This window comes from uncultured Kluyvera sp., from assembly GCF_902485085.1.
Lineage (GTDB): Bacteria > Pseudomonadota > Gammaproteobacteria > Enterobacterales > Enterobacteriaceae > Kluyvera > Kluyvera ascorbata.
The window spans coordinates 33915-52886 of the sequence record NZ_CABTJS010000115.1 but is presented as its reverse complement, the minus strand read 5'-3'; the positions used below and the strand labels follow the sequence as shown (position 1 = coordinate 52886).

19 protein-coding genes and 1 pseudogene are annotated in these 18972 nt (G+C 55.4%); 10 read left to right on the top strand and 10 right to left on the bottom strand.

Annotated features, from left to right (window positions below):
• Nucleotides 1-812 (top strand): annotated as a pseudogene (locus RDN66_RS13845) (hypothetical protein); the annotation flags it as partial.
• A gap of 154 nt (nucleotides 813-966) precedes the next feature.
• Here RDN66_RS13845 and RDN66_RS13840 read toward each other — a convergent pair.
• On the bottom strand, nucleotides 967-1830 hold the full coding sequence (locus RDN66_RS13840; RefSeq protein ID WP_202216507.1) for a MurR/RpiR family transcriptional regulator: 864 nt from the start codon (nucleotides 1828-1830) through the stop codon (nucleotides 967-969).
• Nucleotides 1831-2000: 170 nt separating this feature from the next.
• Between RDN66_RS13840 and RDN66_RS13835 the strand changes: the two genes are divergently transcribed.
• The 3 genes from RDN66_RS13835 to RDN66_RS13825 all read left to right on the top strand — a co-directional run bounded on the left by RDN66_RS13835 (nucleotide 2001) and on the right by RDN66_RS13825 (nucleotide 3212).
• A complete protein-coding gene (locus RDN66_RS13835; RefSeq protein ID WP_227675109.1) occupies nucleotides 2001-2381 on the top strand; it encodes a hypothetical protein in 381 nt (126 codons plus the stop codon).
• Nucleotides 2288-2875: an ROK family protein gene (locus RDN66_RS13830; protein WP_308537923.1), complete on the top strand. Its 588-nt coding sequence runs from the start codon at nucleotides 2288-2290 to the stop codon at nucleotides 2873-2875. Before RDN66_RS13835 ends, RDN66_RS13830 begins: the two co-directional genes overlap by 94 nt.
• Before the next feature lie 103 nt (nucleotides 2876-2978).
• Complete coding sequence (locus tag RDN66_RS13825) at nucleotides 2979-3212, top strand: YgdI/YgdR family lipoprotein (RefSeq protein ID WP_035896033.1); 234 nt, start codon at nucleotides 2979-2981, stop codon at nucleotides 3210-3212.
• Between the two features lie 48 nt (nucleotides 3213-3260).
• Here the strand turns inward: RDN66_RS13825 and RDN66_RS13820 are convergent, their stop codons facing one another.
• From RDN66_RS13820 to idnO, 3 genes are read right to left on the bottom strand one after another with little or no spacing between them, the layout of a single operon-like run.
• On the bottom strand, nucleotides 3261-3728 hold the full coding sequence (locus tag RDN66_RS13820; RefSeq protein WP_035896015.1) for a YhcH/YjgK/YiaL family protein: 468 nt from the start codon (nucleotides 3726-3728) through the stop codon (nucleotides 3261-3263).
• The gene (locus tag RDN66_RS13815; protein ID WP_035896017.1) at nucleotides 3725-4255 is read right to left on the bottom strand and encodes a gluconokinase; all 531 of its coding nucleotides are present in this window, start codon (nucleotides 4253-4255) and stop codon (nucleotides 3725-3727) included. Before RDN66_RS13815 ends, RDN66_RS13820 begins: the two co-directional genes overlap by 4 nt.
• Before the next feature lie 15 nt (nucleotides 4256-4270).
• A complete protein-coding gene (idnO, locus tag RDN66_RS13810) occupies nucleotides 4271-5035 on the bottom strand; it encodes a gluconate 5-dehydrogenase (protein WP_035896019.1) in 765 nt (254 codons plus the stop codon).
• 253 nt (nucleotides 5036-5288) lie between these two features.
• On the opposite strand from idnO, the gene RDN66_RS13805 reads away from it, so the two are divergent.
• The 6 genes from RDN66_RS13805 to folA all read left to right on the top strand — a co-directional run bounded on the left by RDN66_RS13805 (nucleotide 5289) and on the right by folA (nucleotide 11947).
• Nucleotides 5289-6281: a LacI family DNA-binding transcriptional regulator gene (locus RDN66_RS13805; protein WP_202216506.1), complete on the top strand. Its 993-nt coding sequence runs from the start codon at nucleotides 5289-5291 to the stop codon at nucleotides 6279-6281.
• Between the two features lie 197 nt (nucleotides 6282-6478).
• A complete protein-coding gene (locus RDN66_RS13800) occupies nucleotides 6479-7429 on the top strand; it encodes a 2-hydroxyacid dehydrogenase (protein ID WP_202216505.1) in 951 nt (316 codons plus the stop codon).
• A gap of 56 nt (nucleotides 7430-7485) precedes the next feature.
• Nucleotides 7486-8796 (top strand): MFS transporter, encoded by a 1311-nt coding sequence (locus RDN66_RS13795; RefSeq protein ID WP_035896025.1) that lies wholly within the window; start codon nucleotides 7486-7488, stop codon nucleotides 8794-8796.
• A 120-nt stretch (nucleotides 8797-8916) separates the two neighbouring features.
• Nucleotides 8917-9450: a glutathione-regulated potassium-efflux system oxidoreductase KefF gene (gene kefF / locus RDN66_RS13790; protein ID WP_035896026.1), complete on the top strand. Its 534-nt coding sequence runs from the start codon at nucleotides 8917-8919 to the stop codon at nucleotides 9448-9450.
• Entirely contained in the window at nucleotides 9443-11311 is a 1869-nt protein-coding gene (kefC, locus tag RDN66_RS13785) for a glutathione-regulated potassium-efflux system protein KefC (protein ID WP_308537922.1), read from the top strand. The genes kefF and kefC overlap by 8 nt, the downstream gene beginning before the upstream one ends.
• A gap of 156 nt (nucleotides 11312-11467) precedes the next feature.
• Entirely contained in the window at nucleotides 11468-11947 is a 480-nt protein-coding gene (folA, locus tag RDN66_RS13780; RefSeq protein ID WP_035896030.1) for a type 3 dihydrofolate reductase, read from the top strand.
• A 102-nt stretch (nucleotides 11948-12049) separates the two neighbouring features.
• Here the strand turns inward: folA and apaH are convergent, their stop codons facing one another.
• The 6 genes from apaH to lptD are packed head-to-tail and all read right to left on the bottom strand — an operon-like array spanning nucleotide 12050 to nucleotide 18792.
• A complete protein-coding gene (apaH, locus tag RDN66_RS13775; RefSeq protein WP_202216503.1) occupies nucleotides 12050-12898 on the bottom strand; it encodes a bis(5'-nucleosyl)-tetraphosphatase (symmetrical) ApaH in 849 nt (282 codons plus the stop codon).
• Nucleotides 12899-12901: 3 nt separating this feature from the next.
• Entirely contained in the window at nucleotides 12902-13279 is a 378-nt protein-coding gene (gene apaG / locus RDN66_RS13770; protein WP_123650718.1) for a Co2+/Mg2+ efflux protein ApaG, read from the bottom strand.
• Between the two features lie 3 nt (nucleotides 13280-13282).
• Complete coding sequence (gene rsmA / locus RDN66_RS13765) at nucleotides 13283-14104, bottom strand: 16S rRNA (adenine(1518)-N(6)/adenine(1519)-N(6))-dimethyltransferase RsmA (RefSeq protein WP_035895418.1); 822 nt, start codon at nucleotides 14102-14104, stop codon at nucleotides 13283-13285.
• Nucleotides 14097-15089: a 4-hydroxythreonine-4-phosphate dehydrogenase PdxA gene (pdxA, locus tag RDN66_RS13760; RefSeq protein WP_202216502.1), complete on the bottom strand. Its 993-nt coding sequence runs from the start codon at nucleotides 15087-15089 to the stop codon at nucleotides 14097-14099. The genes rsmA and pdxA overlap by 8 nt, the downstream gene beginning before the upstream one ends.
• Nucleotides 15089-16375: a peptidylprolyl isomerase SurA gene (gene surA, locus RDN66_RS13755; protein ID WP_035895422.1), complete on the bottom strand. Its 1287-nt coding sequence runs from the start codon at nucleotides 16373-16375 to the stop codon at nucleotides 15089-15091. Before surA ends, pdxA begins: the two co-directional genes overlap by 1 nt.
• 53 nt (nucleotides 16376-16428) lie before the next feature.
• On the bottom strand, nucleotides 16429-18792 hold the full coding sequence (gene lptD / locus RDN66_RS13750; protein ID WP_202216501.1) for an LPS assembly protein LptD: 2364 nt from the start codon (nucleotides 18790-18792) through the stop codon (nucleotides 16429-16431).
• Nucleotides 18793-18972: the final 180 nt, after the last annotated feature.

Sequence of the window (18972 nt, the reverse complement as noted above, 5' to 3'; positions counted from 1 at the left end):
TCGCGGAGAATACTGATGATCTGTTCGTCGGAAAAACGCTTCTTCATGGGGATGTCCTCATGTGGCTTATGAAGACATTACTAACATCGGGGTGTACTAATCAACGGGGAGCAGGTCATAGGACCTATGAAGATATTGCCGAGCTATTTGGACTTATATTAACTCCTCCACAAAATGAGCCAGTAACTTACTCACATTTTTTACATTATTTTTCAGATAACTTAGGTGAATCATACTCCACTAACTTTTCTGATGAGGAAAGGACTGGTTTTTTATTGGATGCCTACCCGGGTGATTTCTATAAAAATTATATTGTTGATACTCTGAAATATTTCGATGAGAAGGTTTTTACTCGTTCTGCTTTTATTCTGGAATGTTACCTAGAGCATTTTTTAGAAGATGGACATGCAAAACCAACCAAGATTCATAGAGTGATATATGAATACTTTAAACTTCAAGTCGCTCAACGTTATAGGATCAACTTGAATTATTCTGAATATCGTGATATTCCCGAGGCGATCATGCTTCCAATCTCGAAGCATGATGCTTACGCTACTATTTTAAAGCATGAAAGATATGCTAATAGACTTATGACTGATACGGTTATAGATGCCGTTAAAAAGTATCTGTCGATTGTTGAAGATCTTGACTTAATGAAGGTCTTAAAAGATATTGAAAGAGTGGATAGAAAAGAAATTCCGAGATTTCCAATTCCTTACCCTCTAATTATCGATATGGTGAAAAAACCTGAGTCAGTAAATGTTGATTATCTTAAGGCTTTAAGGGTGTTAGAGATGGATGCAACCCTTTAATTAAGTAGGATATTCAGACTAAGAGGCCAAATAATATGGCCTCTTAGTCTATGTCCATCAAATCAGCATTCCCATAATATCAGGAATAAATTCTCGGTCATCGTCCTCGCAGGAGATAGAGCGTAAGGCGCTGAGGTGAGGGGTACCCCCCGCACTAATCCCCCAGCGGCTGCCGGTCAGCCCCGCCCCGATGGCTATCCAGCGCCAGCTTAATTCGCCGCAGACGGTTTTTCGTCTCCGCCTTATTCACCACCGCCAATTCCGTCGCCAGCACGTCAACCATCGCCAGCATCGCGTAGCGCGAGGTGCTGGGCTTAAAGATATAGTCATTTTCCCGCACGATCAGCGGCAGTACCAAATCGGCGTTCTCGGCAAGCGGCGTTGCCTCTGGGGTAATGGCAATCACCTTTGCGCCGTACTGACGCGCAATCGCCGCGCTTTCCACCACTTCCTGCGTATAGCCGCCAAGCGATAGCGCCAGCACCACATCGTTTGGCGACACCGCTGAGCACATCATTCTCACCAGCAGCCCGTCGCTCTGGCTCACCACTGGCAGACCAAGGCGGAACAGGCGGAACTGTATCTCCTGGGCGCAGATAGTGGAACCGCCGCCCATGCCGATGGCGAGGATCTGCCGCGCGCTGCTGAGCCACTCGACGGCGCGGTTGAGCGAGTCGGGATCCAGCGCTCGGCGGTTCATCTCCAGCACGTTGATGATCGTTTCGTAGATCCCCTGCACCCCTTCCAGATCCGGCACATCGAGAATAAAGCGCTGCCCTACTGCCAGCGACTGCGCGAGTTTCACTTTTAGCTCGCGGACGTCTTTGCAGCCAATGGCGCGGGCGAAACGGGTAATCGATGCCTGACTGGTCTCGGTAAGCTTCGCCATTTCGGCAATGGGTAAGGTGGTCGCCGTCTGAACGTCATCGAGAATAAACTGGGCGATCCGCTTCTCGGTGGCGGTCAGCTCGACAAAACGGTCGGTAATACAGGAAATGATGTCGATGGATGCAGACATGGTAAACCCCTGAAAAAAATGGCTGATACTTTGTACCATAGAAATCGTGCGTCGGGGAAACGGACTCGCCGTACTGTTCAATGTTGGGAGAGGGCGCAAGTTTCAGCACTTGACCACCCGGCATAATAGCCCTCTCTTTTGCCAGCATTACTCATAACTACTGAATATATATGGCTATTTTGTTATTTGATTGGGGTGGGAGTTCTATTAAATACGGCGTCTGGCACCAGCAGACGCTGAGTGATACGGCCGCGGTAAAAACGCCTGATAGCTGGGAGAAAATGCAGGCGCAGCTGCTGGAAATCTGCCATCAGTACCAGCAGCGCTATGATATTCAGGGGGTGGCAATCAGCGCTCCCGGCAGCGTAGATCCTGAACGCGGGGTGATAGGTGGCCTGAGCGCCATTCCTTACATCCACCATTTCCCCATCGTCGAGGCGCTGACGACGCTGTTTGCCTGCCGGTCAGCATTGAAAATGATGCCAACGCCGCAGGCATTGCCGAAGCAGCGCTGGGGGCCGGACGCGACGACCGACACGTGCTGTTTGTGATTGTCGGCTCCGGTGTCGGTGGCGCTATCCTGGAAGATAAAGTGTTACGCCGCGGTAGCCATGGCTACGCGGGAGAATTTGGCCTGATGACGCTGGAGGGCGGGCAGACGTTCAGCGAGCTGGGTACCGCCGTGGCGATGGCGCGCCGTTATGCCCAGCGGATGTCGCTTGAACGGGATTCGGTTTCCGGAGCCGAGGTGTTTCTTCTTGCTGAGCAGGGCGATGAGGTCGCGAAACAGGAAGTGGTACAGTTCTATCACTGGATGGCCGTCGGCCTGCTCAATTTACAGGTCTGCTATGATCCAGATTGTCTGGTTATTGGCGGCGGGATCTCTGCCAGTGATGCGATTTTTGCTGGGATCGTCTCTCGCTTAACCGATCTGGTTGCGGAAAAAAATCTCGCGGAATTTATGCCGAAACTGCTGCTGTGCCAGTACCGCAACGATGCCAATCTTATCGGCGCGGCGGTGAGCTTTACACAACAACACGGCTAAAATGCCGCTTCGGAGTGTTCTGGTTTCCCTCTCGCTTTCAGCCAGCTAACCTAAAATGGTTAGAGTGATAACGATTTTAGCTGAGAAGCAGGAGGGAAACATGATGCAATATAAGCGACTTACCGTAGCGATTCTGACGGCTGGCGCACTCTTTACCGTTGCTGGGTGTTCATCCAACCAGGCGTTGAAAACCACCGATGGGAAAACTATCGTGACCGACGGAAAACCACAGGTCGATGAGGATACCGGTCTGGTGTCGTATAAAAATGCCGAAACCGGGAAAACCGAACAGATCAACCGCGATCAGGTTCGGTCGATGGGTGAGCTCGATAACTAAACGTTATTCGTGGCCCCGCGAATGCCGTGCGGGGCCAGCGTATACCGCTTAAAGCAGGTCGCTATTGATTTTGACGATGATTTTACGCAGCGGCGCGCCCGCGCCAAGGCTGCTCATCGGGCGGTGTAGCTCGCCGGGGAAGACGATAGCAATCTCTTCCGGGTGCAGGTGAATCAGCGTTTCGCTGCTGATTTGTGTGCAGAAACCGATATCATGCGCGTCGTTAAACGCGCCGTCTTCGACAATCTCCAGCCCCTTATTCCCCGCACCAATAATCTCTTCGCCCTTCAGCACGATGTGAATATCAATATACTGGCGGTGGTACTCCGGGCGCTGTTCGGCAAGCGGTTTGCTTTCCCCTTCCACCACGTTGAAGAACAGGTTATCGCCATCGACGGTATATTTTCCCGGCGGTAGCGTATGCGGCTCTTGATTAATCACGGCGCGCAGCGCCTTGCGGATAGCCTGCGGATAAAAGGCGGTTTTCTCCGCGTTATGGAGCGTGTCGATAATCATGCCGTAACTCCCGATGTCGGTTGATGGGCTAAAAGGGTGAGCGAGCGGGCGACAATGCTCGGAACGTCGCCGGAAATATCGACCGGCAGAATGTCCGGCTCGTGGTCGTCCGGCGCTTCCAGCGCGGCAAACTGGCTTTGCAGAAGCGCTTCCGGCATAAAGTGGCCCTTGCGCGCCTGCATACGTCGCAAAATGCAGTCGTAGTCGCCGGTCAGCCACAGGAAGCGCAGATGCGGATTACCCGCGCGTAGCTGGTCGCGGTAGCGCTTTTTCAGCGCCGAGCAGACCAGTACGCCGGACTCGTTTTTCTGCCCGAGGCTAAAGATCACATCGCCAATACGCTCCAGCCACGGCTGGCGGTCGCTATCCTCCAGCGGCTGGCTGGCGGCCATTTTGACAATATTTGCCCGCGGGTGAAGGTCATCACCGTCGATAAATTTCGCGCCCAATGCCTGAGAAAGCGCCTGCCCGACGGTGGTTTTGCCGGTGCCGGAGACACCCATTAAAATAATGCACTGTCCTGCCATGGTTTTGCTCCCGACTCAGACGGCAACCAGCATGCCGCCGTCAACAAACAGCAGATGCCCATTCACAAAATCAGAGGCTTTCGACGACAGGAACACCGCCGCGCCAACCAGCTCCTGCGGGTCGCCCCAGCGGGCGGCCGGCGTACGTTTGCACAACCAGTCGGTAAAAGCTTTATCATCAACCAATGCCTGCGTCATGGCGGTTTTAAAGTAGCCCGGCGCAATACCGTTAACCTGAATGTTGTGGCGTGCCAGCTCTACGCACATCCCGCGGGTCAGCATTTTGACTGCGCCTTTGGCGGCGGCGTACGGGGTGATAGTGTCGCGCCCCAGTTCGCTCTGCATTGAACAGATATTGACGATTTTCCCCGCGCCGCGCGTCATCATGCGTTTGGCCACGGCCTGGGAAACCAGGAAAACGGCGGTCTGGTTCACGGCGATCACGTCGTTCCATTCTTTCACCGGGAACTCGGTGAACGGGTGGCGGCGCTGGATACCGGCGTTATTAAACAGCACGTCAATAGCGCCGATGCGCGCTTCAATATCGGCCACGGCGTTTTCCACCGACTCTGGGTCAGTGACGTTAAAGACCGCGGTATGCGCGACGGCGCCCTCGTCGCGGAGTTTCATCGCTGCCTGCTCGGCGCGTTCAGCGGAGATATCGTTGATGATGATTTCCGCGCCGTACTGGGCCAGCCCCTGGGCCATTACGTAGCCGATGCCCTGTCCGGAGCCGGTAATTAAAATGCGTTTGCCTTGCAGGCTGAATAAGTTGTTCATCACAGTGTCCTGTATTGCGAGCCGATGCGCTAAGAAGATGTTCTCTATCTCACGGTTTTTGCCTCGGTGAAACTGTGACGTAGATCACTCTCAGTTATGTTACAAAAAGGGGTTACAGCATGTGTGATCCTGAAGAGGAAAACAGGGCGAAAACCGCGCCATGCGGGGCTTTGACGGTGGGTTATCGCTTTCTCTTTTTTGTAACCTGCTGGCATAATAGGCCACAGGATTTCGGCAATGACGGGCAGGGCTAATGAAAGTACAACGCATCACGTTAGAGGATATCGCCGCGCTGGCGGGGGTAACCAAAATGACCGTCAGCCGCTATTTACGCACGCCTGAGAAGGTGAGGCCGGAAACCGCCGAGCGCATTGCCAGCGTAATTGAAGAGGTGGGCTACCAGCCAGATGCCGATAACCCCGCCATCAGCAGCAATGCCGCACCGCGCATTGGGGTGCTTGTTCCCTCCTTTAATAACCAGATTTTCTCCGATGTATTAGCGGGCATCGAATCGGTCACCACCGCCCACGGCTACCAGACGCTGGTGGTGAATTACGATTACGACAGCCAGCGTGAAGAAGAGCAGATTGCCACCGTGCTGGCGCTGAACGTTAAAGCGCTGCTGCTAACCGAATCCGTCCATACGCTGCGGGCAGAAAAATACCTGAAGGCCGCAAAAATTCCGGTTGCTGAGGTGATGGGCTTATCGGATAACGCAGACCGCATTAACGTAGGTTTTGATAATTACCGTGCCGGGCTGGATATGACCAACATGCTGCTGGCGAGCGGCAAAAAGCAGATTATCTATTTTGGTTCGATGTCGGATATTCGCGATGAGCAGCGCTATGCGGGCTACTGCCGGGCGATGGAGGAGGCGGGTCTGGCGGTCGGGCGCATTGCGCCAAACAAGGTCTCTTCGGTGTCGATTGGCACTGGCATGATGACCCTTGCCCGCCAGATGTATAAAGAGATGGATGCCATTCTCTGCACCAATGATGACCTTGCGGTTGGGGTGTTACAGGAGTGCATCGCTTCGGGTATCACGGTGCCGCAGGAGATGGCGATTGCCGGGTTCCACGGGCTGGAGATTGGCCAGGTGGTGAGCCCGCGTCTGGCGAGCGTATTGACCCCACGCTTTGAGATGGGCAAGGTCGCCACCGAGATTTTAATCAAGAAAATAAAAGGGTTACCGACTATCGAGAAGGTTGACCTGCACTATCGTTTATCGATGGGCGAAACCATCTGACCTTTACACGCCACGTCGGCAATGTTATTCAATTGTTGCCATCCAGCCCGCATTCCAGCGGGCTTTTGCTTCCACGATCACGTCATCCGTAACACGGAGTTCTAACACGATCTGGCGTGATGCAGATCGCAAAATGACATCGTGAAAACCCGTTTGATAGGCGTAACAAATTTCTAAACGCTTAAACAGGTAACACGATGAATACTGCAAACCCAAACACGGTACTGTTAATTGCCCCGGTCGTAGACGGCCTGCTGGATAAACTCTCCACCGCTTTCCTGGTCTATCGCCTGTATGAACAGGCTGACCCGCAGGCTTTCTTGCGCGAAGTGGGCCATCAGGTGCAGGCGGTGGTCACCCGTGGTGATATCGGCGTCACCCGCGCCGTACTGGAGCAATTGCCGAGCGCTGGGCTGGTGGCGGTGTTTGGTGTCGGTACCGATGCGGTGGATCTCGACTATACCCGCGCTCATGACATTGCCGTCACCATCACTTCTGGCGTGCTGACCAACGACGTTGCCGACCTGGCGATGGGGCTGCTGCTGGCGGGCGCACGTCAACTTTGCCAGGGCGACAAATTTGTTCGCGAAGGCAAATGGCTGAAACAAGGGCCGGGGCTGGCGACGCAGGTGAGCGGCAAACGTATCGGCATCTTCGGCATGGGCAATATCGGCCAGGCCATTGCTCGTCGCGCGAGTGGATTTGATATGGAGATCCTCTACACCGACCGCAAAAAGCTCAACCACGTGGATTATCAGTGGTGCGCCGACCTGCACACCCTGGCCCACGAAAGTGATTTCCTGGTGATTGCGGCTTCCGGCGGTGCGGCAAACCGCGGGCTCATCGATGCCAGCGTGTTTAACGTGATGCCAAAACACGCATGGCTGATTAACATCGCGCGCGGCACCCTGGTAGATGAGAAAGCCCTGATTCACGCCCTGCAAAACGGCGTTATTGCCGGTGCGGGACTGGATGTGTATGAAGACGAACCGCATGTGCCTGAAGCGCTGATGGTGATGGATAACGTTGTGCTGCTGCCGCATGTGGCGAGCGCCACTCACGAAACGCGTCAGCGGATGAGCGAGGTGGTGTTCAATAACGTCGCCGCCTTCTTCAGCGATACGCCGCTACCGAATGCCATTGATTAATCATCGGCGCTTTTCGCCATGCTGAGCATGGCTCCCCTCGAGAGAGAGTATAAATAATGACTGAGAAAATACCTGGCACTCGCTGGCTGCGCATCATTGCGCCTGTTCTCATCGCGTGCATTATTTCGTTTATGGACCGGGTTAATATCAGCTTCGCCTTGCCCGGCGGCATGGAATCCGACCTGGGGATTACCAGCCAGATGGCGGGGGTGGCGAGCGGGATATTCTTTATTGGCTATCTCTTTTTGCAAATACCGGGCGGGCGCATTGCGGTACACGGCAGCGGTAAGCGCTTTATCGCCTGGTCGCTGCTGGCCTGGGCGATTGTCTCGATTGCGACCGGCTTCGTGACCCACGAATATCAGCTGCTGGCGCTGCGCTTTATCCTCGGCGTGTCCGAGGGCGGCATGCTGCCGGTGGTGCTGACCATGGTCAGCAACTGGTTCCCGGAAAAAGAGATTGGTCGCGCTAACGCCTTTGTGATGATGTTCGCCCCGCTGGGCGGCATGCTCACCGCGCCGGTCTCCGGGGCGATTATCTCCGCGCTCGACTGGCGGTGGCTGTTTATCATCGAAGGGCTGCTGTCGTTTGTCGTACTGACGATATGGTGGCTGATGATCAGCGACCGCCCGGAAGAGGCGCGCTGGCTGCCGGAGCGTGAGCGTGAGTATCTGATTACCGCGTTAACCGCCGAGCGAGAGGCGCGACGTTCGGAAGCGCCGGTCAGCAATGCGCCGGTGCGGGAAGTGTTCCGCAACTCCGGATTGATGAAGCTGGTGCTGCTCAACTTCTTCTACCAGACCGGGGATTACGGCTACACGCTGTGGCTGCCGACTATCCTCAAAAACCTGACCGGCGCCAATATGGCAAGCGTGGGCGTGCTGGCTATCCTGCCGTTTATCGCTACGCTGGCGGGTATCTATATTATCTCCCTGTTCAGCGACCGTAGCGGGAAACGGCGCCTATGGGTTCGCTTCTCGCTCTACGGCTTTGCCGCCGCGCTGCTGGCTTCAGTGGTACTGCGTGATCATGTGGTGGCGGCCTATATCGCGCTGGTCGTGTGCGGCTTCTTCCTGAAAGCGGCGACCAGCCCGTTCTGGTCGATTCCGGGGCGTATCGCCATGCCGGAAGTGGCGGGCAGCGCACGCGGGGTGATCAACGGCCTGGGCAACCTGGGCGGCTTCTGCGGCCCGTATCTGGTCGGCGTGATGATCTACTTCTATGGCCAGAACGTGGCGGTATGTGCGCTGGCGGGCTCGCTGATTATTGCCGGGACCATCACCTTCTTCCTGCCGAAACACTGTGACCTGACCGCGTCATCTGACAAACCGCCGGTGGCGGATAAACCGGCCAATCAACCCTCCTGACCCTGCCGGGGCGTGGCCCTCACGCCCCCCAATTCCTGCGGTTGTGTGAACTGATCCTGTAAGTGTCATCATTAACTGTCTAAACTCAGGAATAAAATAATGAAGTAAGACAGGCGAAACATGATTCTTATTATTTATGCGCATCCTTATCCGCATCACTCGCATGCGAATAAACGGATGCTTGAGCAGGTAAGGACGCTCGACGGCGTTGAAATCCGTTCTCTCTATCACCTCTATCCCGATTTTAATATCGACGTTGCCGCCGAGCAGGAGGCGTTGTCTCGTGCCGATCTGGTCATTCTGCAACACCCAATGCAGTGGTATAGCACGCCGCCGCTGCTGAAGCTGTGGCTGGATAAAGTGCTGGCGCACGGCTGGGCCTACGGTCACGGCGGCACGGCGCTGCACGGTAAGAGCATCATGTGGGCGGTCACCACCGGCGGTGGCGAGAGCCACTTCGAAATCGGCTCGCATCCGGGGTTTGATGTTCTTGGGCAGCCGCTGGAGGCCACCGCGGTGTACTGCGGCATGAAATGGCTGCCGCCGTTTGCCGTGCACTGTACGTTTATTTGCGATGAAGAGACGCTGCAGGCAAAGGCACGACACTACAAACAACGGTTACTGGCCTGGCAGGAGGAGCACAACAATGGATAGCCATACGCTAATACAGGCGCTGATTTATCTCGGTTCCGCGGCGCTGATTGTGCCGATTGCCGTGCGTCTGGGCCTCGGTTCCGTGCTCGGCTACCTGATCGCCGGTTGCATTATCGGCCCTTGGGGGCTGCGTCTGGTGACCGATGCGGAGTCTATTCTGCACTTTGCCGAAATTGGCGTGGTGCTGATGCTGTTCGTGATTGGCCTTGAGCTTGATCCGCAGCGCCTGTGGAAACTGCGCGCCTCGGTGTTTGGCGGCGGGCTGTTGCAGATGGTGCTGTGCGGCGCGTTAATTGGCGTCTTCTGTATTTTCCTCGGCCTGCGCTGGCAGGTGGCGGAGCTTATTGGCATGACGCTGGCGTTATCGTCCACCGCGATTGCCATGCAGGCGATGAACGAACGTAACCTGACGGTGACGCAGGTGGGGCGCAGCGCCTTCGCCGTGCTGCTGTTCCAGGACATTGCCGCCATTCCGCTGGTGGCGATGATTCCGCTGCTGGCAACCAGCGGCGGTTCCACGACGCTCGGCGCGTTTGCGTTCTCGGCGCTGAAAGTGGCCGGTGCGCTGGCGCTGGTGGTGGTACTCGGACGTTATGTTACGCGACCGCTGTTACGCTTCGTGGCACGCTCTGGCCTGCGAGAAGTGTTCAGCGCCGTGGCCCTGTTCCTGGTCTTTGGCTTCGGTTTGCTGCTGGAAGAGGTCGGGCTGTCGATGGCGATGGGGGCGTTCCTCGCTGGGGTGCTGCTGGCGAGCTCGGAGTACCGTCACGCGCTGGAGAGCGATATCGAGCCGTTTAAAGGGCTGCTGCTGGGGCTGTTCTTTATCGGCGTCGGAATGTCCATCGATTTTGGTACGCTTATCCACAACCCGCTGCGCATTATTACGCTGCTGGTTGGTTTCCTGGTCATTAAATCTGTTCTGCTGTGGCTGATTGCCAAACCGCTCCAGGTGCCGCGCTCGCAGCGCCTGTGGTTCGCGGCGCTGCTGGGGCAGGGGAGTGAGTTCGCCTTCGTGGTCTTTGGCGCTGCGCAAATGGCTAACGTGCTGGACCCAGAATGGGCAAAAGCGCTGACGCTGGCGGTGGCGCTGTCGATGGCCGCTACGCCGATTCTGCTGGTGCTGCTGACTCGCCTTGAGAAACGCAACAGCGCGGGCGATGCGCGCGAAGCGGATGAAATCGATGAAGAACAGCCACGGGTGATCATCGCGGGCTTCGGGCGCTTTGGTCAGATTACCGGCCGTTTACTGCTGTCGAGCGGTGTGAAGATGGTGGTCCTCGACCACGACCCGGATCATGTCGATACGCTGCGTAAGTTCGATATGAAGGTGTTTTACGGCGATGCGACGCGGGCCGATCTGCTGGAATCGGCAGGGGCGGCGAAAGCGGAAGTATTGATTAACGCGATTGATGATCCGCAGGCAAGCCTTGAGCTGACCGAAGTGGCGAAAGAACACTTCCCTAATCTGACGATTATTGCCCGTGCCCGCGACGTTGAGCACTACATCAAGCTGCGTCAGGCTGGGGTAGAGGCGCCGGAGCGTGAAACCTTCGAAGGGGCGCTGAAATCGGGCCGTCAGGCGCTGGAATCGCTGGGGCTTGGTGCCTATGAAGCGCGCGAGCGTGCCGACCTGTTCCGCCGTTTTAACATGCAGTTGATGGACGAAATGGTCGAGATGGCGGAAAACGATGATACGTCACGGGCGGCGGCGTTTAAACGCACCAGCGCCATGCTGACCGAGATTATCAACGAAGATCGCAACCATTTGTCGGTGATTCAGCGTCACGGTTGGCAAGGAACGGAAGAAGGAAAGCACAGCGGCAACCCGGAAGATGAGCCGGAAGTAAAACCAACGCTGTAATGTTGTATTAGGTGTAATGCTGGCTGTCCACTTATCCACCGTGGACTTGCCAGCAAAACGAAAAATTTTCTTATTCTTTACCTGGCTGCCAGTCGACGAAAGATTAAGCTTTCCGTATAGTGGCGACAATTTTTTTTCGTATCTGGGACACACTCAATGATCAGTCTGATTGCTGCGCTAGCGGTAGATCGCGTTATCGGTATGGAAAACGCCATGCCCTGGGACCTGCCAGCCGATCTGGCCTGGTTTAAACGTAACACCTTAAACAAACCTGTGGTGATGGGCCGCCTGACCTGGGAGTCCATCGGACGCCCGTTGCCGGGCCGTAAGAACATCGTCATCAGCAGCCAACCGGGCACTGACGATCGCGTACAGTGGGTGAAATCGGTGGATGAAGCGATCGCTGCCTGTGGCGACGTGGAAGAGATTATGGTGATTGGCGGCGGTCGTGTGTACGAGCAGTTCCTGCCAAAAGCGCAGAAGCTGTATCTGACGCACATTGATGCGGAAGTCGAAGGCGACACCCATTTCCCTGATTACGACCCAGACCAGTGGGAGTCGGTGTTCAGCGAGTTCCATGATGCGGATGAGCAGAACTCTCATAGCTACTGCTTTGAGGTGCTTGAGCGTCGTTAAGACCGAGCCTTCCCGGCGGCGCTTCGCCTGGCCGGGCTACTAAAATAAAAAACGCCGGGTGGAAGCCCGGCGTTTTTTATTTATCAATGGGGATGCACCCCACTACGAAGCCACCGCCTCGCTCTCGCCCGGCGACAGCTTACGGTTTGACGGCTGCACAAAATACTTTTTATCTTCCCAGCGCAGACAGGTTAAATCACCGCCCCAGCAGCAGCCGGTGTCCAGCGCGTAAATCCCTTCCGGTGTACCTTTACCTTCCAACGAGGCCCAGTGACCAAAGGCCACGCTGTACTCTCTGGTGATCGGTCCCGGCAGCATAAACCAGGGCTTCAGTGGCGCAGGCACGTTCTCCGGCGACTCTTTGCTGTACATATCCAGCTGGCCGTTCGGGAAGCAGTAGCGCATGCGGGTAAAGGCGTTGGTGATAAAGCGCAGGCGCGCCAGCCCTGAGAGATCCAGTGACCAGTTGTTGGGCATATCGCCGTACATGGCATCGAGGAAGAACGGATAGGAATCGCTTGAGAGCACCGCTTCAACGTCGCGTGCGCACTGTTTCGCGGTTTCCATATCCCACTGCGGCGTGATGCCTGCATGCGCCATTACCAGCTTTTTATCTTCATCGACCTGCATCAGCGGCTGGCGACGCAGCCAGTTGAGCAGCTCATCGGCATCCGGCGCTTCCAGCAGCGGGTTCAGGCGATCCTTCGGCTTATTGCGGCTAATGCCAGCAAATACCGCCAGCAGATGCAGATCGTGGTTACCGAGCACCACTTTCACGCAGTCGCCCAGCGATTTAACGTAGCGCAGCACTTCCAGCGAACCGGGGCCACGGGCAACCAGATCGCCCGTCAGCCACAGGGTATCGACGTCCGGGGTGAACGCCACCTGCTCGAGCAGGGCAATTAACTCGTCAAAGCAACCGTGAACGTCGCCAATAAGGTATGTAGCCATGTTTTAATGAATCAGCGTGGGAACAAAGAGACGGAAAACGGGTATGTCGATGGAGAACGGCACACCGTCCACATCGACCATATCGTAGTGACCCTGCATAGTGCCGAGCGGAGTTTCCAGCACGGCACCGCTGGTATATTGATATTCTTCACCGGGCTCGATGTGCGGCTGCACGCCGACCACACCTTCACCCTGGACTTCAGTTTCACGGCCGTGGCCGTTGGTAATCAGCCAGTAACGGCCGAGAAGCTGCACCGCGCTTCGCCCGAGATTGCGAATGGTCACCGTATAAGCAAAAACGTAACGCTCTTCTTCCGGCTGGGAGTGCGTCTCAATGTAGACGCTCTGTACCTGGACGCAAACTCGCGGCGAATCGATCATGGTTTAGCTCTCCTTCGAGGGCGCATTCTCTGACAGATAGTTGGCCATCCGGCAGTACTGCGCAACAGAGATATTTTCCGCGCGCATGGCCGGGTCTACACCCAGCTCCGTCAACAGCTCAACGCTAAACAGGTTGCCCAGACTGTTGCGGATAGTTTTACGACGCTGGTTAAAGGCTTCGGTCGTAATACGGCTCAGGACGCGGACATCTTTTACCGGGTACGGTTTAGTGCTATGCGGCACCAGGCGTACAACGGCGGAATCCACTTTTGGCGGTGGAGTGAACGCGGTTGGCGGCACTTCAAGTACCGGGATCACGTTGCAGTAGTATTGCGCCATTACGGTCAGACGACCATAGGCTTTACTGTTTGGACCGGCAACCAGACGGTTAACCACCTCTTTTTGCAGCATGAAGTGCATGTCCGCAATAGCATTAGTATAGCTAAACAGGTGGAACATCAGCGGCGTGGAGATGTTGTACGGCAGGTTACCGAACACGCGCAGCGGCTGACCCAGCTTCTCAGACAGCTCGCCAAAGTTCATGGTCATGGCATCCTGCTGATAGATGGTCAGCTTCGGCCCCAGGAACGGGTGCGTTTGCAGACGCGCGGCGAGGTCGCGGTCCAGTTCAATAACGGTCATTTCGTCAAGACGTTCGCCAACCGGCTCGGTCAGCGCGGCAAGACCCGGGCCGATTTCAACCATGGCCTGGCCTTTTTGCGGGTTAATAGCCGCAACAATACTGTCGATCACGAATTGATCGTTGAGAAAGTTTTGCCCGAAGCGTTTACGGGCTAAGTGGCCCTGATGGACTCGATTATTCATTAGAGTTAACAATCATTTTGATGGCGAGGTTAAGCGCCGTAATAAAACTGCCGACATCCGCTTTCCCCTGGCCTGCCAGTTCAAGGGCGGTACCATGGTCAACGGAGGTGCGAATAAAGGGTAAACCGAGCGTAATGTTCACGCCACGGCCAAAGCCCTGGTATTTTAGCACGGGTAGGCCCTGATCGTGGTACATTGCGAGCACGGCATCGGCATGGTCAAGATACTTAGGCTGGAAAAGGGTATCGGCAGGCAGCGGCCCGCTCAGATTCATCCCTTTTGCACGCAACTCTTCCAGCACCGGAATAATGGTGTCTATCTCTTCCGTACCCATATGCCCACCTTCCCCCGCATGTGGGTTCAGGCCGCAGACCAGCACGTGCGGTTCGGCAAGACCAAACTTGTTCTGCAAGTCGTCGTGCAGGATGGTGATAACCTCCCGCAGCAGGTCCGGCGTGATGGCATCGCTCACCGCTTTCAGCGGCAGGTGGGTCGTTGCCAGCGCGACGCGCAGTTCTTCGGTCGCCAGCATCATCACGACTTTCGGTGCGCCAGCGCGCTCTTCAAAGAACTCGGTGTGCCCGGTAAAGGCGATGCCGGCATCGTTAATGATGCCTTTGTGGACCGGGCCGGTGACCAGCGCGGAAAACTCACCGTTCAGGCAGCCATCGCAGGCGCGGGCGAGCGTTTCAACAACATAGCGACCGTTCTCAACGTTGAGCGTTCCCGGCGTAACCTCGGCATGCAGGGCGACGGGTAACAGCGTGAGCGTACCGGCGCGCTGTGGTGCAGCGGTTTTTTCGGGAGAGTAGGGCAATAGCGTGAGAGGAAGGCCGAGAAGCGTTGCCCGCTCGGTGAGCAGGCGGCCATCAGCGCAAACGACCAGTTCAAGCGGCCAGTCGCGCTGGGCCAGTTGGATAACAAGGTCCGGACCAATCCCGGCGGGTTCGCCGGGAGTGATAACGACACGAGCGTGTTGCGTCATTAGTTGCTCAGAATTTTAACGTAAGCGCTTGCGCGCTGTTCCTGCATCCAGGTCGCCGCTTCTTCAGAGAATTTACGGTTCATCAGCATGCGGTAAGCACGGTCTTTCTGTGCGGCGTCGGTACGGTCAACGTTACGCGTATCGAGCAGCTGAATCAGGTGCCAGCCGAAGGAAGAGTGAACTGGGCCGCTCATCTGGCCTTTGCTCAGCTTCATCAGCGCATCGCGGAATGACGGATCGTAGATATCCGGCGTTGCCCAACCTAAATCACCGCCCTGGTTAGCAGAGCCTGGGTCCTGAGACAGCTCTTTAGCCGCTTTCTCAAAGGTGGTTTTGCCGCTACGAATATCCGCTGCAACCTGTTCCAGCTTCGCACGTGCCTGATCGTCGGTCATGATTGGCGATGGCTTCAACAGGATATGGCGAGCGTGGGTTTCCGTTACCGAGATGTTCTGGGTCTGGCCGCGCATATCGTTAACTTTCAGGATGTGGAAGCCTACGCCGGAACGAATAGGGCCAATAACATCGCCTTTTTTCGCCGTGCTCAGCGCCTGAGCGAAGATAGCAGGCAGTTCCTGAATACGACCCCAGCCCATCTGGCCGCCTTTCAGCGCCTGTTGGTCTGCGGAGTAGGTGATAGCGAGCTTACCAAAATCAGCACCGCCGCGAGCCTGTTCAACGATGGACTCGGCCTGGCTTTGTGCTTCGTTAACCTGATCGGAGGTTGGGTTTTCCGGCAGCGCAACCAGGATGTGGCTGAGGTTCAGCTCGGTGCTGGCGTCGTTCTGGTTGCCAATCTGGCTTGCCAGCGCGTCGACTTCCTGTGGTAGCACGGTAATGCGGCGACGCACTTCGTTGTTACGCACTTCGGAAATCAGCATCTCTTTGCGGATCTGGTTACGATAGGTGTTGTAGTTCATCCCATCGTAAGCCAGACGGCTGCGCATCTGATCCATCGTCATGTTGTTTTGTTTTGCGATGTTGGCGATCGCCTGATCGAGCTGATCGTCAGTGATCTTGACACCCATCTTCTGCCCCATCTGCAGGATTATCTGATCCATGATCAGGCGTTCCAGAATCTGGTGACGAAGCGTAGCGTCATCCGGCAGCTGTTGACCCGCCTGGCCGGCGTTCATTTTGACGGACTGCATCAGACCATCAACATCACTTTCAAGGACGACGCCGTTGTTCACGACGGCTGCTACTTTATCGACAACCTGCGGGGCAGCGAAGCTGGTATTCGCAACTAAGGCGATACCGAGAAGCAGCGTTTTCCAGTTCTTCATACTTTTTCCATTTCAATTAACCGCAATGCGGATGATGTGTCTAACCAGTGACATTACAGCGAGCTTTGGTACGGCATGATGTTGGAACGCAGCATCTGCTGAGTACCCAGACCGTAGTTAGAGCTCAGACCACGCAGCTCAATGCTGAAGCCGATGGAGTTGTCATATTTGGACTGACCGCCAGTGGTACTGTTGTAGTCCCAACCGTTGAGTTTACGCTCGTAGCCTACGCGGATAGCGTAACAGCAGGAGTTATACTGAACGCCCAGCATCTGGTCAGCGGCGCTGCCGGAGTTGGTGTCATAGTAATAAGCACCTACGACGGACCAGCGGTCGACGATTGGCCAGCTCGCGGTTGCACCAACCTGCGAAATCCCGTTTTTATACTGTTCTGCCGTGGAGTAACTCGGCAGCGTTGCCTGAATATATTCCGGGCTGGCGTAACGGTAAGTCAACTGCACTAAATGTTCTTCGTCCCGACGCCATTCGATGGCTGAACTGCTGGTGGAGACGTTGTTCAGACGCGTGTCGTACTGAATACCACCGCGTAAACCCCATTGATCGCTGATACGCCAGTAGGTGTCGCCCGCCCAAACCAGTGAACCCGTTTTGTCGTTTTTCTCCCAGTTAATGTTGTCATCACCGGTGCGAGACTCGGTGAAATAGTAGATTTGACCAACAGAAACGTTAAAACGTTCAACGGCGGCGTCATCATAAATACGTGATGTGACCCCGGTCGTAATCTGGTTTGCGGAAGCGATGCGGTCGAGACCGCTGTAGCTACGGTCACGGAACAGACCCGTATAATCGGATTGCAGGAACGTGGAGTCGTAGTTATTGATTTTGCTTTGGTCGCGGTACGGCACGTACAGGTACTGCATACGTGGTTCCAGCGTCTGGGTGTAGCCCGGCGTCAGCTCAACATCGCGCTCAAACACCATTTTGCCGTCCACTTTCAGCTGCGGCATGGTGCGGTTGACTGAACTGGCCAGCTTGTTGGCGTTGGCCGAGTCATTATTGTAGTCGTCGATATTGGTCTGGTTGTAGTGCGTCGCCAGCAGTTTTGCTTCTGTGGTGAGGCTACCCCAACGGTTGCCCAGCGGCAGACTGATGGTCGGCTCGAGGTGGACTCGCGTCGCTTCAGGCAAATCGCTGTTGCTGTTGGTGAACTTCACCGCCTGAGCATAGAGATGGGTATCAAACGGCCCCACATCGTTCTGGTAGGCGTTGATATCCAGCTGCGGCTCGGCCGAATAGGAGTTGCTGTTGCTGCGGTCGAAGACCTGGAACTGTTTCGTCGATACGGTGGCATCGAAGTTTTGTACCGCATAGCCCACGCTCAGTTTCTGCGTGGCGTAGCCGTCGGTACTTGAGCCGTATTTCGAGTCAAAGTCGTTAAAGTAATCTGGATCGCTGACTTTGGTGTAGTCGGCGTTGAAACGCCATACTTGATCCATGACCCCGGCGTGACGCCAGTAGAATAGCCAGCGGCGGCTATTGTCATCATTAGGATGTTCGTTGGAGTAGACGCTGTCTGACGGCAGATAGTCCAGTTCAAACAGGCCTTCACCGGCATCGGTCAGATAGCGGAATTCGTTTTCCCACATCACGCCGCTACGCTTGTCCATATAGTGCGGCGTCAGGGTGGCGTCCATGTTAGGCGCAATGTTCCAGTAATACGGTAATGAGAACTCAAAGTGGTTAGTACTACCGTATTTAGCGCTTGGCAGCAGGAAGCCAGAGCGGCGTTTGTCGCCGACCGGGAGCTGCAGGTATGGGCTATAGAAGACCGGTACCGGACCAATTTTAAAGCGTGCGTTCCAGATTTCGGCAACCTGCTCTTCGCGGTCGTGGATAACTTCGCTACCCACGACGCTCCAGGTGTTAGAACCCGGCAGACAGGAGGTAAAGGTGCCGTTTTCGAGAATGGTGTAGCGGTTCTCACCGCGCTGTTTCATGACATCCGCCGTACCGCGGCCCTGACGGCCGACCATCTGGTAATCACCTTTCCAGACGTTGGTATCTTTGGTATTCAGGTTTGACCAGGCTTTTGGCCCTTTCAGAATAACCTGATTATCGTCGTAGTGAACGTTGCCGAGTGCATCGACGGTGCGAACCGGTGTAGGCTGCCCCTCAGGCTGTTTTTGATGAAGCTGAACTTCATCGGCCTGTAAACGGCTATTCCCCTGATTAATATCGACGTTGCCGCTAAATACGGCGTTATCAGGGTAATTACCTTTTGCATGATCTGCTGTGATAGTGACCGGTTGTTCGTTCGCAGGACCGCTGATTAACGGGCGATCGTAACTCGGTACGCCAAGCATACATTGAGAGGCGAGATCTGCTGCCATTCCCTGCTGGCTGTACAAGGCGCTGGCGATCATGGTCGCGAGGAGAGTGGGAATACGTTTTTTCATACGTTGTATTTGTTGTTCCGTCATCTATAGCATTGCGGCTTGCAAACGGTCAGAGACTAACGTACTCATCGTGATGACGCTAGTGTTAATGCTCGTCGGCTTCTAAGTTGCAGTGCCGTTGGCTGCAACGTGAAATTCATCGAGTCTATCCTGCCCGTTCTTGCCAGAGGTGTTATGCAC

Coding starts and splice junctions, on each gene's coding strand:
- RDN66_RS13825 (WP_035896033.1), top strand. CDS start 2,979: ATGCAATATAAGCGACTTACCGTAGCGATTCTGACGGCTGGCGCACTC.
- surA (WP_035895422.1), bottom strand. CDS start 16,375: ATGAAGAACTGGAAAACGCTGCTTCTCGGTATCGCCTTAGTTGCGAAT.
- RDN66_RS13795 (WP_035896025.1), top strand. CDS start 7,486: ATGACTGAGAAAATACCTGGCACTCGCTGGCTGCGCATCATTGCGCCT.
- pdxA (WP_202216502.1), bottom strand. CDS start 15,089: ATGACGCAACACGCTCGTGTCGTTATCACTCCCGGCGAACCCGCCGGG.
- RDN66_RS13820 (WP_035896015.1), bottom strand. CDS start 3,728: ATGATTATCGACACGCTCCATAACGCGGAGAAAACCGCCTTTTATCCG.
- RDN66_RS13800 (WP_202216505.1), top strand. CDS start 6,479: ATGAATACTGCAAACCCAAACACGGTACTGTTAATTGCCCCGGTCGTA.
- kefC (WP_308537922.1), top strand. CDS start 9,443: ATGGATAGCCATACGCTAATACAGGCGCTGATTTATCTCGGTTCCGCG.
- idnO (WP_035896019.1), bottom strand. CDS start 5,035: ATGAACAACTTATTCAGCCTGCAAGGCAAACGCATTTTAATTACCGGC.
- lptD (WP_202216501.1), bottom strand. CDS start 18,792: ATGAAAAAACGTATTCCCACTCTCCTCGCGACCATGATCGCCAGCGCC.
- apaG (WP_123650718.1), bottom strand. CDS start 13,279: ATGATCGATTCGCCGCGAGTTTGCGTCCAGGTACAGAGCGTCTACATT.
- folA (WP_035896030.1), top strand. CDS start 11,468: ATGATCAGTCTGATTGCTGCGCTAGCGGTAGATCGCGTTATCGGTATG.
- RDN66_RS13815 (WP_035896017.1), bottom strand. CDS start 4,255: ATGGCAGGACAGTGCATTATTTTAATGGGTGTCTCCGGCACCGGCAAA.
- apaH (WP_202216503.1), bottom strand. CDS start 12,898: ATGGCTACATACCTTATTGGCGACGTTCACGGTTGCTTTGACGAGTTA.
- kefF (WP_035896026.1), top strand. CDS start 8,917: ATGATTCTTATTATTTATGCGCATCCTTATCCGCATCACTCGCATGCG.
- RDN66_RS13840 (WP_202216507.1), bottom strand. CDS start 1,830: ATGTCTGCATCCATCGACATCATTTCCTGTATTACCGACCGTTTTGTC.
- rsmA (WP_035895418.1), bottom strand. CDS start 14,104: ATGAATAATCGAGTCCATCAGGGCCACTTAGCCCGTAAACGCTTCGGG.
- RDN66_RS13835 (WP_227675109.1), top strand. CDS start 2,001: ATGGCTATTTTGTTATTTGATTGGGGTGGGAGTTCTATTAAATACGGC.
- RDN66_RS13805 (WP_202216506.1), top strand. CDS start 5,289: ATGAAAGTACAACGCATCACGTTAGAGGATATCGCCGCGCTGGCGGGG.